This window comes from Streptomyces sp. NPDC093111, from assembly GCF_040683955.1.
In the GTDB taxonomy this organism is placed as follows: Bacteria; Actinomycetota; Actinomycetes; order Streptomycetales; family Streptomycetaceae; genus Streptomyces.
The window spans coordinates 43189-57302 of record NZ_JBFBNW010000020.1 but is presented as its reverse complement, the minus strand read 5'-3'; the positions used below and the strand labels follow the sequence as shown (position 1 = coordinate 57302).

Annotated in this window: 13 protein-coding genes; 4 read left to right on the top strand and 9 right to left on the bottom strand. The window is 75.5% G+C overall.

The window, feature by feature from the left end; genetic code table 11:
* Window positions 1–51: 51 nt before the first annotated feature.
* From AB0Q96_RS30485 to AB0Q96_RS30475, 3 genes are read right to left on the bottom strand one after another with little or no spacing between them, the layout of a single operon-like run.
* The gene (locus AB0Q96_RS30485; RefSeq protein WP_365331026.1) at window positions 52–2601 is read right to left on the bottom strand and encodes an FtsX-like permease family protein; all 2550 of its coding nucleotides are present in this window, start codon (window positions 2599–2601) and stop codon (window positions 52–54) included.
* The gene (locus tag AB0Q96_RS30480) at window positions 2598–3371 is read right to left on the bottom strand and encodes an ABC transporter ATP-binding protein (protein ID WP_365331025.1); all 774 of its coding nucleotides are present in this window, start codon (window positions 3369–3371) and stop codon (window positions 2598–2600) included. The genes AB0Q96_RS30485 and AB0Q96_RS30480 overlap by 4 nt, the downstream gene beginning before the upstream one ends.
* Window positions 3368–3646 (bottom strand): SHOCT domain-containing protein, encoded by a 279-nt coding sequence (locus tag AB0Q96_RS30475; RefSeq protein ID WP_365331023.1) that lies wholly within the window; start codon window positions 3644–3646, stop codon window positions 3368–3370. Before AB0Q96_RS30475 ends, AB0Q96_RS30480 begins: the two co-directional genes overlap by 4 nt.
* Window positions 3647–3919: 273 nt before the next feature.
* On the opposite strand from AB0Q96_RS30475, the gene AB0Q96_RS30470 reads away from it, so the two are divergent.
* Window positions 3920–4504, top strand: coding sequence for a DUF4865 family protein (locus tag AB0Q96_RS30470; RefSeq protein WP_365331021.1), 585 nt, complete (start codon window positions 3920–3922; stop codon window positions 4502–4504).
* A gap of 151 nt (window positions 4505–4655) precedes the next feature.
* Here the strand turns inward: AB0Q96_RS30470 and AB0Q96_RS30465 are convergent, their stop codons facing one another.
* Both AB0Q96_RS30465 and AB0Q96_RS30460 read right to left on the bottom strand, forming a co-directional pair.
* Window positions 4656–5420: a methyltransferase domain-containing protein gene (locus AB0Q96_RS30465; RefSeq protein WP_365331019.1), complete on the bottom strand. Its 765-nt coding sequence runs from the start codon at window positions 5418–5420 to the stop codon at window positions 4656–4658.
* A 43-nt stretch (window positions 5421–5463) separates the two neighbouring features.
* On the bottom strand, window positions 5464–6708 hold the full coding sequence (locus AB0Q96_RS30460; RefSeq protein WP_365331017.1) for an ROK family protein: 1245 nt from the start codon (window positions 6706–6708) through the stop codon (window positions 5464–5466).
* Window positions 6709–7066: 358 nt separating this feature from the next.
* Here AB0Q96_RS30460 and AB0Q96_RS30455 point away from each other — a divergent pair, with 358 nt between their 5' ends.
* Both AB0Q96_RS30455 and AB0Q96_RS30450 read left to right on the top strand, forming a co-directional pair.
* On the top strand, window positions 7067–8314 hold the full coding sequence (locus AB0Q96_RS30455) for an MFS transporter (protein WP_365331015.1): 1248 nt from the start codon (window positions 7067–7069) through the stop codon (window positions 8312–8314).
* A 141-nt stretch (window positions 8315–8455) separates the two neighbouring features.
* Window positions 8456–9202, top strand: a complete 747-nt coding sequence (locus AB0Q96_RS30450) for a maleylpyruvate isomerase family mycothiol-dependent enzyme (RefSeq protein ID WP_365331013.1) — start codon at window positions 8456–8458, stop codon at window positions 9200–9202.
* Window positions 9203–9212: 10 nt separating this feature from the next.
* Here the strand turns inward: AB0Q96_RS30450 and AB0Q96_RS30445 are convergent, their stop codons facing one another.
* The 3 genes from AB0Q96_RS30445 to AB0Q96_RS30435 form a co-directional block, all read right to left on the bottom strand.
* Complete coding sequence (locus AB0Q96_RS30445; protein ID WP_365331012.1) at window positions 9213–9878, bottom strand: response regulator transcription factor; 666 nt, start codon at window positions 9876–9878, stop codon at window positions 9213–9215.
* Window positions 9875–10966, bottom strand: coding sequence for a sensor histidine kinase (locus AB0Q96_RS30440; RefSeq protein ID WP_365331184.1), 1092 nt, complete (start codon window positions 10964–10966; stop codon window positions 9875–9877). Before AB0Q96_RS30440 ends, AB0Q96_RS30445 begins: the two co-directional genes overlap by 4 nt.
* A gap of 223 nt (window positions 10967–11189) precedes the next feature.
* A complete protein-coding gene (locus AB0Q96_RS30435; protein WP_365331010.1) occupies window positions 11190–11894 on the bottom strand; it encodes a TetR/AcrR family transcriptional regulator in 705 nt (234 codons plus the stop codon).
* Window positions 11895–12133: 239 nt separating this feature from the next.
* Here AB0Q96_RS30435 and AB0Q96_RS30430 point away from each other — a divergent pair, with 239 nt between their 5' ends.
* The gene (locus tag AB0Q96_RS30430) at window positions 12134–12601 is read left to right on the top strand and encodes a nitroreductase family deazaflavin-dependent oxidoreductase (protein WP_365331008.1); all 468 of its coding nucleotides are present in this window, start codon (window positions 12134–12136) and stop codon (window positions 12599–12601) included.
* A 112-nt stretch (window positions 12602–12713) separates the two neighbouring features.
* Here AB0Q96_RS30430 and AB0Q96_RS30425 read toward each other — a convergent pair whose 3' ends face one another.
* Window positions 12714–14048, bottom strand: a complete 1335-nt coding sequence (locus AB0Q96_RS30425) for a geranylgeranyl reductase family protein (protein ID WP_365331182.1) — start codon at window positions 14046–14048, stop codon at window positions 12714–12716.
* Window positions 14049–14114 lie beyond the last annotated feature (66 nt).

Here is a 14114-nt window from a genome sequence, read left to right as displayed (position 1 = left end):
AGGACACTGGGTCCAGGACACTGGATCCAGAGGATTGGATCCAACGCCCCGTCACTCCGTCGCGATCGCCCGCAGGATGTCCAGGCGGGCGGCCCGACGGGCCGGGCGCCAGGCGGCGGTCGCTCCGGCGGCGAGGCCGACGGCGGCGACGATCGCGAGTGAGGCCGGCGGAAGCGCGAAGACGAAGGCGCTGTCGCTCGCGCCGTCGGAGGCGCGGACCAGGACCCAGCCGAGGAAGCCGCCGAGGAGCAGACCACCGGTCGTGCCGAAGGCGGCGATCAGGACGGACTCCCAGCGGACCATGGCCCGCAGTTGGGAGCGGGTCTGGCCGACGGCCCGGAGCAGCCCCAGTTCGCGGGTGCGCTCGTGGACGGCGAGGGTCAGCGTGTTGGCGATCCCCAGCAGGGCGATCAGCACCGCGAGCGCGAGCAGCGCGTAGACGAGGGTCAGCATCATGTCGATGCCGGCCGCCGACGACTCCGCGTACGCGTCCCTGGTCTGCACCTCCGGGTCGCCGTACCGTGCCGCGACCCGCTCCACCGCCGCCTTGCCCTCGTCCACGGAGACGCCGTCCTTGAAGGTGACAGCCACCAGCCGGTCGGCGTCCTGGGTGTGGTGCGGGGCCCAGGCGGCGCGGGTGAGGACGTAGTCGCCGGCGAGTTCGGACTCCTGGTAGACGGCCTTGACGGTGAAGGTCCGCCGGGTGCCGTCGGCGAAGGCCAGCTGGGCCGTGCGTCCCGGGGCCAGCCCGTAGCGGTCGGCTTCGGAGGACGCGACGGCGAGGCCGTCCGTGCCGAGCCCGTCCAGGGAGCCCCGTACGGTCCCCAGGTCGAAGGTGCGGGCCAGCGCCGCCGGGTCGGTGACGGTGAGGGCCCGGCCTCGGCCGTCGACCTCCGCCACGCCCCGGCCGAGCCCGACGGCGGTCTCGACCTGCGGCAGCGCGGCCACGGCGGGTCCGAGCCGTGGGCTGAGGCCGCTGCCGCCCGCCCCGAAGGACGGCGCGCTGACGGCCACGTCCCCGGCGAAGGAGTGCGAGACGGTCCGGTCCATGGTCGCCTTGAGCGAGGCCCCGAAGACCGTGAAGAGCGAGACGACGGCGACGCCGATCATGAGCGCCGTGGCGGTGGCGGCGGTCCGCCGCGGGCTGCGCAGCGCGTTGCGCCGGGCGAGCCCTCGGTTGGCGCCGCGCAGCGGGCCGCCGAGGATCCGTACCGCGAACGAGGAGGCCGGCGGGCCCAGGACGACGAACGCGGCGACGGCGAGCACCGCCCCGGCCCCCGCGAGCCACAGCGACGGCGGGCCGAGCACGCCGGCCAGGGCCAGGCCGACGGCCAGGGCGAGGAGTGCGGCTCCCGTGACGGTACGGGTGCGGGAGGAGGCGGAGGCGTCGACGGCCGTCTCGCGGAGCGCGGCGAGCGGCGCGGTGCGCCCGGCCCGGACGGCGGGCAGCAGGGCGGAGCCGACGCAGACGGCGAGCCCGACGCCGAACGGCAGCGCGAGGGACAGGCCCTTGACCACCAGGTCCCCTTCGGGGAAGGGGAAGCCGATCGCCGGGAAGAGGGCCTGGAGCCCGGCGGCCACGCCGATGCCGCCCAGGAGTCCGGCCCCGGAGGCGAGGACGGCGACGGCGACGGCCTCCGTGAGGGTCATCGTGACGACCTGCCGACGGGCCGCGCCGAGGGCGCGCAGCAGGGCGTTCTCCCGGGTCCGCTGGGCGACGACGATCGCGAAGGTGTTGTGGATGGAGAACACCGAGACCAGCAGGGCGACGCCGCTGAACACCAGCAGGAAGGTGGTGAACAGGCTGAGGAAGCGGCCGGAGACGGACGCGTTGCTCTCGTCGGTGGCCTGCTGCCCGGTGAGGGCCTCGACTCCCTCGGGGAGTACGGGGTCCAGGGCGTCGACCAGTTCCCGCTGGGAGATCCCGGGACCGGCCCGGACGAGGATGTCGGAGGCGTCCCCGGCCTTCGGCGTGAGGTACTTCTCGGCGTCCGCGCGGGTCAGCCCGGTGTAGGTGACCTGGCCCATGCCGTCCGCGCCGCCGAAGGTGGCGAGGCCGACGACGGTGACCCGCACGGGGTCGGGGGTGCGGAGCACGGTGGTGGAGCCGAGCGTCAGCCCGCCGGCCTTCGCCGCGCCACGGTTGACGACGGCCTCGCCGCTCTTCTGCGGGGCGCGGCCCTCGGCGAGGGCGTACGGATTGAGCTGTGGATCCTGGATCCAGTATCCGGCGAGGGTGGGCGGTCCCTTGCCGCCGATCGGCTTGCCGTCGGCGCCGACGAGCTGCCCGGCCCCCTCGATGCGCGGCACGGCGGCGGCGACGCCCGGGACCCGGGCGATGCGGTCGGCGAGCGCCGCGTCGACGGGGCTGCGGGTGCCCTGCCCCTCGCCGGCGACGGTCACCACGTTCGCGCTGCGGACCACGGCGTCGGTGCCCCGGTTGGCGTCGGCGAACAGGGTGTCGAAACCGGCCCGCAGGGTGTCGCCCATGACGAGCGTGCCGGTCAGGAAGGCGACGCCGAGCAGTACGGCGGCGAAGGTGCCGAGGAAGCGGCGACGGTGGGCGCGGAGGGAGGCGAGACTGAGCCGCAGGGTGGTCATGTCACCGCTCCTCTCCGGTCGAAGGACTTCATCCGGTCCAGGACGACATCGGCCGTCGGATACGGGATCCGGTCGACGAGCCGCCCGTCGGCCAGGAACACGACCTCGTCCGCGTGGGCGGCGGCCACCGGATCGTGCGTGACCATGACGACCGTCCGGCCGGTGCGCCGGACGGTGTCACCCAGCAGCCGCAGCACCTCCTCGCCGGAACGCGAGTCGAGGTTTCCGGTGGGTTCGTCGGCGAAGACGACGTCCGGGTCCCCGGCGAAGGCCCGGGCGACGGCGACGCGCTGCTGCTGCCCCCCGGAGAGCTCGCCCGGCCGGTGCCGCAGCCGGTCGCGCAGCCCCACCGCGTCGATCAGCCCGTCGAGCCTGGCGCGGTCCGGGGTGGTGCCCGCGAGGTCCAGGGGCAGCGTGATGTTCTCCGCGACGGTGAGGGTCGGCAGCAGGTTGAACGCCTGGAAGACGAAGCCGATCCGTTGCCGGCGCAGCAGCGTGAGGCGCCGGTCGTCGAGGGCGGACAGGTCGGTGTCGCCGATCAGGGCGGAGCCGGAGGTCAGGGTGTCGAGACCCGCGGCGCAGTGCATCAGTGTGGACTTGCCGGAGCCCGAGGGGCCCATGATCGCGGTGAAGCGGCCGGCCGGGAAGTCGACGCTCACCCCGTCCAGGGCCCTGACCTCGGTGTCCCCGCCGCCGTACACCTTGACCGCGTCCACGACGCGGGCCGCGGCGGCCGGAATCGGCGCCTTCGTGCCGGTCGTGACGCTCATGACCGCCGTCCCTTCTCGTCCGAGGCGCGCCCGAACTGCTCCTCCAGGACGGTCAGCCGCCGCCAGTACTCGTCCTCGTCGATCTCACCGGCCGCGAACCGGTGCCCGAGCAGCGCGATCGGCGACCGCTCGTCGACGCGCGGGCCCCAGGGGCCCCGGTGGCGGCGCGGGCCGAAGCGGCGCAGGACGGTCACGACGGTGACGATCACGGCGGCCCAGACGAGCGGGAAGAAGAGGGCCCATGGGCCGGGGCCCGCGTGGGCGAGGGTGTTCATCGTGCTCAGCTCCTCGTGTGGTCGATGCTTCGAGCCTCGCCCCGAGACCCCCGCCGAGTCGTCGTACCCCCAGCGGCTTCGCCCGTACACCGTGGGGAGTACCGGGGCCCCCGCCCCCTGCTCCCGCCTCCCGCTCCCGCCTCCGCCCGCTCCGACTCCGCACCCGCCGGTGGGTACAGTCGGATCATGAGGGGGGCCGCGGCGGGTGTCGCGGCGGCGCGCGGTCCGCTCGCGCGGCCGTCCCCCGTCCCGCCGAGCCGAGGAGCGAGTCCCGTGCACGCGATGCAGTACGCCGTCACCCTGCCCGCCGACTACGACATGGGGATCATCCGCGAGCGGGTGGCGACCCGGGGGCATCTCCTGGACGACTTCCCGGGTCTGGGCCTCAAGGCGTATCTGATGCGGGAGCGGGCGGACGGCTCGCCGGTCAACCAGTACGCGCCCTTCTACCTGTGGGCGGCGCCCGAGGGCATGAACGCGTTCCTCTGGGGCCCCGGATTCCAGGGCATCGTGAACGACTTCGGCCGGCCCGTGGTGCGGCACTGGACCGGGCTCGCGTACGAGGAGGGCCAGGCGACCGGGCACGCGCCGCTCATCGCGACGCGCCGCGCGACCCCGCTCGGCGAGGGCACCCCGCCCGGCGAGGCGGTCGCCGACGCGGTGGAACGGCACGCCGTGGAGGCGAAGGCCGAGGGTGTGGTGGCGAGCGCCCTGGCGATCGACCCGCACCACTGGGAACTGCTGTCGTTCACCCTGTGGGCCGGGGCGGAGGCCCCGGCCGGGGCGGGGGACCGTTTCCAGGTCCTGCACCTGTCGGCCCCGGGCCGACACGGCCTCCGCTCGGGACGCCTGTGGTGACCGGCCCGGCCGCCTGACGGATCCGCTCCACGCCCCCGGCGGCGACGGGATCCAATCCACCGGCCCCGACGCCCGGACCGGATCCAATCCACCGGCCCCGACGCCCAGACTGGATCCAATCCACCGGCCCGGACGCCGGATCCGGACGGGGTCAGTCCACCGCCACCAGGGTCAGGTACGCGATGCCGAGCAGCGTCCGGTAGCCGAGCCAGGCCGAGCGCTGCCGGTCGACGCGGGCCCGGGTCTCGGCGGCCTGCGGGTGCTCGGGGTGGGCGGCGAGCCAGAGTTCGGCGTCGTGGCGGTATCCGGACTCGAACTCCTCCCACTCCTCCGGGCTCGCCGTCTCGGTCCACAGCGGCCGGAACCCGGCCTCGATCGCGAGGTCGACCAGCACGGCGAGCGACGGGTGGTCGTCGGCCCGCGCGCCCGGCCACATGGCCCCGAGCTCGGCCTCGGTGGGCGTCCGCTCCCAGAATCCCTCGCCCAGCACGGCCCGGCCGCCGGGCCGTACCAGCCGGCGCAGCTCCCGCAGGATGACGGGCAGGTCGTACGTGTCGCCCTCGCACAGCGCCTGCCCCGACCCGAGGCACAGCACCGCGTCGGCGGGGCCGTGCGCGGTGCCGACCGCGGACTCCTCGACGTACGCGACCCGTTCGGCGAGCCCGCGCCCGGCGGCCCGCTCCCGCCCGAGGACCAGCTCGGCCCCGTCGATGTCGATGCCGACGCCCTTGGCGCCGGGCACGGCCTCCAGGACCCGGAGCAGCAACTCGCCCTGCCCGCACCCGATGTCGAGCACCGTCCCCGGTGTTCCGGCCGCGATCCGGGCCACGAGCCGCTCGGCCCTGGCCTCCGAGAGAGGTCCGTGGAAGGTGAGGCCGCGACCGAGGCGCGGCGGAAGATCATCTTGGGTGGTCATGGGCCCGGACCCTAGTCGGCCTGACCCGCGACGCCCACTGGTTTTACGGCGCCTGCTCCGTCGTGACCGGACCCCCGAGCGCCGCCAGCGGATCGTCGAGCACCGGCTGCCAGGCCAGTTCCGCGGCGCCGACGAGGCTGTTGTGGTCGAGGGTGCAGGGGAGGATCGGGACGCCGCCACTGCGGCCCCAGAGGCTGCGGTCGGCCACGACGGCGCGGAGGCGGCTCGGGTCCGCGTGGAGGAGTTCGCGGTGGAGTCCGCCGAGGATGATGCGGTCCGGGTTGAGGATGTTGACCAGACCGGCCAGGCCGAGGCCGAGGCGGTCGATCAGCTCCTCGGTGGCGGCGCGTACGCCGGGGTCGTCGGAGTGGTCGCGCAGGAGGTCGCGGGCCTGCTGGAGGAGGGAGACCTCGGGGCCGGGGTCGCGGCCCGCGACGGTGAGGAAGGCGAGCGGGTCGGTCTCGACGTCGAGGCAGCCGCGCGAGCCGCAGTGGCAGGGGCGGCCCTCCGGGTTGACGGTGAGGTGGCCGACCTCCAGGGCGAGGCCCGAACTCCCCGTGTGCAGGCGCCCGTCGAGGACGAGGGCGCCGCCGACGCCGCGGTGGCCGGTGGCCACGCACAGCAGGTCCTTCGCGCCGCGCCCGGCGCCGTGGCGGTGCTCGGCGAGGGCGGCGAGGTTCACGTCGTTGCCGGTGAAGGCGGGGCCCTCGATCCCGGCCGCGCGCACCTGCTCGGCGAAGATCTCGCGCACCGGCGCGCCCGCGGGCCAGGCCAGGTGGAGCGGGTTGAGGGCGGTGCCCTCGGGTTCGGCGACGGCGGAGGGCGCGGCCAGGCCGGCGCCGACGCAGCGGCGCCCCGTCTCGCGGAGCAGCCCGACCCCCGCCTCGACGACGGCGCCGAGGACCTGGGCGGGGTCGGCGGAGACGGTGACGCAGCCGGGGGCGGTGGCCACGAGCGCGCCGCCGAGGCTGACGAGGGCCGCGCGGAAGCCGTCGGCGTGGACCTGCGCGGCGAGGGCGACGGGGCCCTTCTCGTCGACCGACAGGCGGTGCGACGGGCGTCCCTGCGAGCCGGCCGCGGCGCCCGGGTTGGAGTCGACCCGGATGAGGCCGAGCGCCTCCAGTTCGGCGGCGACGGCTCCGGCGGTGGCACGGGTCACGCCGAGCTCCGCGGTGAGGACGGCGCGGGTGGGCGCCCGGCCCGTGTGCACCAGTTCCAGCGCGGGTCCGAGCGCGCTGCGCCCCCTGTCCAGCCGTGTTCGCGTGGTCGTCGTCGCCTTGCCGTTCATGGGGGCGAGTCTCCCATGATCGGTCCGCCCCGGGCTCCCGCCGCCCTCCCTTTGGCCGGGTCTCGCCCGCCACTCCGGCCTGAAGTACCACGGCGGGCAGACCGCAGCCCCGGCCTGAAGTGCCGCCGCAGGCAGCCCACAGCCCCGGCCCGTAGTACCACGGCAGGCTGCCCGCCGCCCCGGCCGAAGCATCCCGGCGGACAGCCCGCCGCCCCACCCGGACGTGGCTCGACGGACGGCCCGTCACCCCGCCCGGACGGGGCGGCGCGGACGGCCTTCCGCCCCGCCCGGACGCGCTGTGGCGGAGGTCGCGCCGCCCATGTTGAATCCAGGGCCGTTCGACCCCTATCCTGAGTTTGTGCCGCTACTAAACAAAGTACGGACGGCCGTATCAGGGGGATCCGGCGGAGACACCGCTCCCCTCCCCCTGTCCCGCCTCCGCTCCGCCCTGACCCTCTTCTTCGCCCTCGACGGCTTCCTCTTCGCCGGCTGGGTGGTCCGCATCCCCGCCATCAAGCAGCAGACCGGCTCCTCCGCCGGCGACCTCGGGCTCGCGCTGCTCGGCGTCTCCGCGGGTGCCGTGGTCACGATGACGCTCACCGGGCGCCTCTGCCGCCGCTACGGCAGCCACCCCGTGACCGTCGTCACCGCCGTCCTGCTCTCGCTCTCCCTCGCCCTGCCGCCCCTCACCCACTCCCCGCTGGCGCTCGGACTCGTCCTGCTCGTGTTCGGCGCCGCGTACGGCGGCATCAACGTGGCCATGAACAGCGCCGCCGTCGACCTCGTCGCCGCGCTCCGCAGGCCCGTGATGCCCAGCTTCCACGCCGCTTTCAGCCTCGGCGGCATGGTCGGGGCCGGGCTCGGCGGGCTCGTCGCCGGCGGCCTGTCGCCCACCGCGCACCTGCTCGGCCTCACCGTCGTCGGACTGCTCCTGACCGCCGCCGCCGGCCCCGTACTCCTGCGCCATCCCTCCCCCGCCCTACCGGAGGCGCTCCCGGCGAACCCGTCGCACGCGTCGAGCACGCCGGGCCGGTCCGGCGCCCGCCCCGCCGGGGCCCGCAGGGCCGTGCTCGTCTTCGGCGTGATCGCGCTGTGCACGGCGTACGGGGAGGGCGCGCTGGCCGACTGGGGCGCGCTGCACCTCGCGCAGGACCTGGACGCGCACCCCGGCGTGGCCGCCGCCGGATACTCGCTGTTCGCGCTGACCATGACGGCCGGCCGGCTGTCCGGCACGGCCCTCCTGGAACGGCTCGGGCAGACCCGTACGCTCGTCACCGGCGGGCTCACCGCCGCGGCGGGCATGCTGCTCGGGGCGCTCGCGCCGACCGTGTGGGCGGCGCTGCTCGGCTTCGCCGTCACCGGGCTCGGCCTCGCCAACATCTTCCCCGTCGCGGTCGCGCGCGCCGGCGCGCTCGCGGGCCCGAGCGGCGTGGCGACCGCGTCCACCCTGGGCTACGGCGGCATGCTGCTCGGCCCGCCGTCGATCGGCTTCCTCGCCGACTGGTTCTCCCTGCCGGTGGCCCTCACCACCGTCGCCCTGCTCGCCGCCGGTGCCGCCGTCATGGGGTACGCGACACGCGACGACCGGACGCGCGCCGCGAGTTGAGCGGGCCCGCCCAGGCGCCGGCGGGCCCGCCGGCGCACACCCGGGACCGCGCGGTCGGAGGGGCGCGGCCCGCCGTCCCGAGGTGCGGTGATCGTGACCGGGCCGGGACACCGTGATCCGCCGCGGGCCATAATCCGCGGCATGGACATCGTGAGCACCGACACGCACATCGACGCGCTCGACGCGGCGGGCAAGGCACTCCTGGAGGCCGCCGCGGCGGCCGGACTCGACGCCGAGGTCCCCACCTGCCCGGGCTGGCGGGTGCGGGACCTGCTGCGGCACACCACGGCGGTCCACCACTGGGCCACCACGCTGGTCGCCGAGGCCCACACCGCGTACCTGCCCTTCGGCGGGGAGCCCGACCTGGACGGCGACGCGCTCCTCGCGTACACCCGCGAGGGCCACGCCCGGCTCGTCGAGGCCCTCCGCGGCGCCCCCGAGGACCTGGAGTGCTGGACCTTCCTGCCGGGCTCCGCGCCGCGCGCGTTCTGGGCGCGGCGGCAGACCCACGAGACGACCGTGCACCGCGCCGACGCCGAGTCCGCGCTCGGCTCCGCGCCCGGCCCGGTCGACCCGGTCATCGCCGCCGACGGGATCGACGAGCTGCTGCGCGGCTTCCACGGCAGCGACCGCAGCCGGGTCCGCACCGACCGGCCGCGCACCCTGCGGGTCCGCGCCACCGACAGCGGCGACGCGTGGACCGTGCACCTGTCCCCGGAGGTGCCGCGGACGGAGCCGGGCGCGGACGGCCCGGCCGACTGCGAGCTGAGCGGGCCCGCAGACCGCCTCTACATGACGCTGTGGAACCGCCTTCCGCACGAGGCCGTGACCGTCACCGGCGACGCCGGCCTGGCCCGGCTGTGGCGGGAGAGCTCCGCCATCGGCTGACCGGCGGGTCTCAGCCGAGCCAGCCCGGCCTGACCAGGCCCGACTCGTAGGCCAGGACGACGAGTTGGGCCCGGTCGCGGGCGCCCAGCTTCACCATCGCGCGGCTCACGTGGGTCTTGGCGGTGAGTGGGCTGACCACCAGGCGGCGGGCGATCTCGTCGTTGGACAGGCCGATGCCGACGAGCGCCATCACCTCGCGCTCGCGCTCGGTGAGTTCGCCGAGGCCCTCGGCGCGCGCGGGCGGCTTGGAGCGGGCCGCGAACTCCTCGATGAGCCGCCGCGTCACCCCCGGCGACAGCAGCGCGTCGCCGTCCACCACCGCGCGCACGGCGCGCAGCAGTTCCTCCGGTTCGGTGTCCTTGACCAGGAAGCCGGAGGCGCCGGCGCGGATCGCCTCGAAGACGTACTCGTCGAGCTCGAACGTGGTCAGCATGACCACGCGGACCGCGCCGAGCTCCGGGTCGCCGGTGATCAGGCGGGTGGCGGCGAGGCCGTCGAGCCGCGGCATCCTGATGTCCATCAGGACGACGTCCGGCCGCAGTTCGCGCACCCGGGCGACGGCCTCGTCGCCGTCGGCGGCCTCGCCCGCGACCTCGATGTCCGGCTGGGCGTCGAGGAGGGCGCGGAAGCCCGCCCGGACGAGCGACTGGTCGTCGGCGAGCACGACACGGATCACGAGGGCTCCTCAGGGCGTACGGGAAGGGTGGCGCGCACCCGGAAGCCGCCGTCCGGCCGGGTGTCCGCCTCGATGGTGCCACCGAGCGCGGCGGCCCGCTCCCGCATTCCGGCGAGTCCGTTGCCGCTGCCGCCCGCGTCGCCGCCGGTGGCCGGGCCCTCGTCGTCGACGCGCAGGGCGAGGGCGTCCGGGCCGTACTCCAGGACGACCTCGGCGGTGCGCGAGCCGGAGTGGCGCACCACGTTGGTCAGCGCCTCCTGCACGATGCGGAAGGCGGCCAGCTCGGTGCCGGGCGGCAGGCGTCTGCGGCGGCCCTCGACGCGGGTCCGCACGGTGAGGCCCGCCGCCGCGGCCTGTTCGACGAGTTCGGGCAGGCGGTCCAGGCCGGGCGCCGGGGCGCGGGGCGCGTCGCCGGGGGCGCGCAGGGTGTCGAGCACCTGGCGCACCTCGCCGAGGGCTTCCTTGCTGGCCGCCTTGATGGTGGTGAGCGCGGTACGGGCCTGGTCCGGGTCCGCGTCGAGGAGGGCCAGCCCGACGCCGGCCTGGACGTTGATGACGGAGAGGGAGTGGGCGAGGACGTCATGGAGCTCGCGGGCGATCCGCAGGCGTTCCTCGTCGGCCCTGCGGCGTTCGGCGGCGGCCCGCTCGGCGCGCTCCTTCGCCCACTGCTCGCGGCGGACCCGGGCCAGTTCGGCGGCGGCGAGGATCGCGACGGCGAAGGCGGCGACCGGGAGTTCCTGCCCCCAGGGGGCGGGACCGTCACCGTCCGGCGGGAGCCAGCGGTAGAGCCAGTGCGCGAGCAGCAGATGACCGGCCCACAGGAGCCCGAGCGCCCACCAGGCGGCCCGGCGGTGCCCGTGCACGACGGCGGCGAAGCAGGCCACGGCGACGGCGACGAAGACCGGGCCGTACGCGTAACCCGCAGCCAGGTATCCGAGGGTGACCGCCGACACGCCGAACACCACCGGGACGGGGTGTCGGTGACGCAGGAGCAGCGGCGCGCAGGCGAGCAGGAGCAGGGCGCGGCCGAGGGTATCGAGGGCCAGCCGGTCGGGCTGGTTGCGGGCGGCGAAGCCCGTGCCGACCATGACGAAGACCGTGACGACGAGGGTCGAGCGCCAGGGCGGCCCGGTGCCCGGCCCGTGTCCCGCCCACGGCCAGGGGCGCGGCCACGGCGGGCCGCCGTGGCCGGGGTTCCTCGTCGGATGCGCGTCCATGGCGCCACGCTAGACGGGGCCGGGGTGCGGGGGCGTCCGCCGGGCGGGGTGGTCACCCGTACTCCCTCGGGAGTACGGGCGTCCCGCCCCGGTGTCAGGCGACGGGCCGCAGCCCCACCTCGCGGCCGAGGCGCTCGGCCGAGGCGGCGAAGAACGCCTCCCGGTCCTCGACGACCCGGTGGAACTGCCCGAAGACCTCGAAGGAGATCAGCCCGAAGAGCTGGGCCCACGCGCCGACGAGGGCGGTGGCGAGGGCCGGCGGCAGATCGGGCGTCAGGTCCGCGGCGAGCCGCTCGGCCTCGGGGCGCAGCGCGGGCGACAGGGGTGGCAGGGCGATGCCCGGGCCCTGGTACGCGGCGCGGGCGAGGGAGACGAGGACGAGCCCGACGCGGGCGGCGGGGCCGACGGTGTCCTGGGGGGCGGTGTAGCCGGGCACCGGGGAGCCGTAGATGAGGGCGTACTCGTGGGGGTGGGCGACGGCCCAGGCGCGGACGGCCCGGCAGACGGCGGTCCACCGGGCGAGGTGGTCGGCGGGCGCGGTGGCCGCCGTGGCGGCGTCGGCCCGCTCGGCGGCGGCGCCGACGGCGTCGTAGGCGTCGACGATGAGGGCGGTGAGGAGGTCGTCGCGGCTGGGGAAGTAGCGGTACAGCGCGGAGGACACCATGCCGAGCTCGCGGGCGACGGCACGCAGGGAGAGCTTGGCGGCGCCCTCGGCGGCGAGCTGGGTGCGGGCCTCGTCCTTGATGGCCGCGGTGATCTCGATGCGGGCGCGGGCGCGGGCTCCTTGAACGGGGGTCATGGAGAGCAGTGTGCCATGTTTCGGAGCACCGCACCGAAACGAGAGCGGTGCTCTTGCTTTGGAGCGCCGATCCGTGCACACTGATGTCAAGCGAGAGCAGTGCTCACGAAACGGAGCATCGCTCCAAACCTCGCAGATCCAGTAGATCCCATAGATCCCGCAGATCCCGCAGATCCCGCAGATCCCGCAGATCCCGCAGATCCCGCAGATCCCGCAACAACACTCCCCAGGAGCCTCCGATGTCGACCTCGCAGCACCAGCCCCAGCCGTACTACCTCCAGGGAAGCCCCCTCGCCATCCGCTTCAACGGCATCGTCGGCTGGCTCGCCCGCCACGGCGTCAGCCTCCTCGGTTCGGCCGAGCTCTCCGTGCGGGGCCGCAAGAGCGGCCGGATGCAGCGCATCCCGGTGAACCCGTACGAGCACGGGGGCACCCGGTACCTGGTCTCGGCGCGCGGCCACTCCCAGTGGGTACGCAACATGCGGGCGGCCGGCGGCGGCGAACTGCGGGTGGGCCGCAAGGTGCGCCACTTCACCGCCGTCGAGGTGCCGGACGCCGAGAAGCCCGAGGTGCTGCGCGGCTACCTCCAGCGCTGGGGCTGGGAGGTCAACCAGTACTTCCAGGGCGTGACCGCGCGGTCCACGGACGCGGAGCTGGCCGCCGCCGCCCCCGACCACCCCGTCTTCCGCATCACCGTCACGAAGTGAGGGCGGCACGGATCTCTCCGCACCGCCCTCGTACCGTCTTCGTACCGCCCTCGGACGCCGTCGGCCCCTGTCCGTCAGGACCGGACCCGGACGTCCGTCCCGCGCCCGCGCCTCAGGAGACCCCGGGCACCTGGGTGCCGTCCGAGGCACCCCGCTCGCCCGGCTCCGCCTCGGCGGCCGGAGCGGGACCCTCCGCCGTCTCCTCGTGCGCGGCCTCCTCGTCCTTGCGGGCGGCGACACCACGGCCCGCCGGACCCACACCCGACTCGGTGTCCATGCGCCGGTCCAGCAGGTCGAGCCCGCGGCGCGCGAGACCGTTGCCGCGGACCAGGCCGCCCAAGGTGGCCGAGCCGCGCGTGATGTCGGCGAACGCGTTCCACGCCGGGCGCAGTCCCGTTATCGTCGCGTGCAGCAGACCCGGGCGCCGCTCGAACAGCGCCAGCATCCGGCGGCCCACGGCCATCTCGACGCCGAGGCCGGCCTTGATGGCGAAGGCGTAGTTCAGCGCCTGCCGCCGCGCGTCCACCGCGTCGCCCGCCTCGGCGACGCGGACGGCCCACTCGCCGGCGAGCCGGCCCGAGCGCAGCGCGAAGGAGATGCCCTCGCGGGTCCACGGTTCGAGGAGACCGGCCGCGTCGCCGCAGACCAGGACCCGGCCGCGGGAGAGCGGCGAGTCGTCCGTGCGGCAGCGGGTCAGATGACCGGAGGAGACGGCCGGTTCGAAGCCGGCGAGGCCCAGCCGGGCGACGAAGTCCTCCAGATAGCGCTTGGTCGCGGCACCCTCGCCGCGTGCCGAGATGACGCCGACGGTCAGCGTGTCGCCCTTCGGGAACACCCAGCCGTAACTGCCCGGCAGGGGGCCCCAGTCGATGAGGACCCGCCCCTTCCAGTCCTCGGCCACCGACGGCGGGACGGGGATCTCGGACTCCAGGCCCAGGTCGACCTGCCCCAGCTTCACACCGACGTGCGCCCCTATCCGGCTGGCGCTTCCGTCGGCGCCGACGACGGCACGGGCCAGCACGGTCTCGCCGTCGGCGAGGACGACGGCGACCGTGCGGCGGTCCGGCACGGACTGCCCGTGCTGCTCGACGCGGCTGACGGTGGCTCCGGTGCGCAGCTCGGCGCCCGCCTTCTGCGCGTGCTCGACGAGCTGGGCGTCGAACTCGGGCCGGTTGATCAGCCCGAACAGCATGCGGCGCGAACGGCGGGTGCGGGTGAAGCGCCCGTTGTGCGAGAAGGTGACGGCCTTGACCCGGTCCTGCAGGGGCAGTTCGAAGCCGGGCGGCAGCGCGTCGCGCGAGGGCCCGATGATGCCTCCGCCACAGGTCTTGTAGCGGGGGAGCTCGGCCTTCTCCAGGAGCAGCACCCGGCGGCCCGCGACGGCCGCCGCGTACGCCGCGGAGGCTCCCGCGGGTCCGGCACCCACCACGACCACGTCCCAGACCATGGGCGGACCCCCGTCCGGACCCACCGACCCCGCTCCGGCCACGCCGGACTCCGCCGCTCCGGCGTC

Excerpts from the sequence above, each read along its gene's own strand:
- AB0Q96_RS30485 (WP_365331026.1), bottom strand. The coding sequence starts at position 2,601 with ATGACCACCCTGCGGCTCAGTCTCGCCTCCCTCCGCGCCCACCGTCGC.
- AB0Q96_RS30480 (WP_365331025.1), bottom strand. The coding sequence starts at position 3,371 with ATGAGCGTCACGACCGGCACGAAGGCGCCGATTCCGGCCGCCGCGGCC.
- AB0Q96_RS30475 (WP_365331023.1), bottom strand. The coding sequence starts at position 3,646 with ATGAACACCCTCGCCCACGCGGGCCCCGGCCCATGGGCCCTCTTCTTC.
- AB0Q96_RS30465 (WP_365331019.1), bottom strand. The coding sequence starts at position 5,420 with ATGACCACCCAAGATGATCTTCCGCCGCGCCTCGGTCGCGGCCTCACC.
- AB0Q96_RS30460 (WP_365331017.1), bottom strand. The coding sequence starts at position 6,708 with ATGAACGGCAAGGCGACGACGACCACGCGAACACGGCTGGACAGGGGG.
- AB0Q96_RS30450 (WP_365331013.1), top strand. The coding sequence starts at position 8,456 with ATGGACATCGTGAGCACCGACACGCACATCGACGCGCTCGACGCGGCG.
- AB0Q96_RS30440 (WP_365331184.1), bottom strand. The coding sequence starts at position 10,966 with ATGGTCGGCACGGGCTTCGCCGCCCGCAACCAGCCCGACCGGCTGGCC.
- AB0Q96_RS30435 (WP_365331010.1), bottom strand. The coding sequence starts at position 11,894 with ATGACCCCCGTTCAAGGAGCCCGCGCCCGCGCCCGCATCGAGATCACC.
- AB0Q96_RS30430 (WP_365331008.1), top strand. The coding sequence starts at position 12,134 with ATGTCGACCTCGCAGCACCAGCCCCAGCCGTACTACCTCCAGGGAAGC.
- AB0Q96_RS30425 (WP_365331182.1), bottom strand. The coding sequence starts at position 14,048 with ATGGTCTGGGACGTGGTCGTGGTGGGTGCCGGACCCGCGGGAGCCTCC.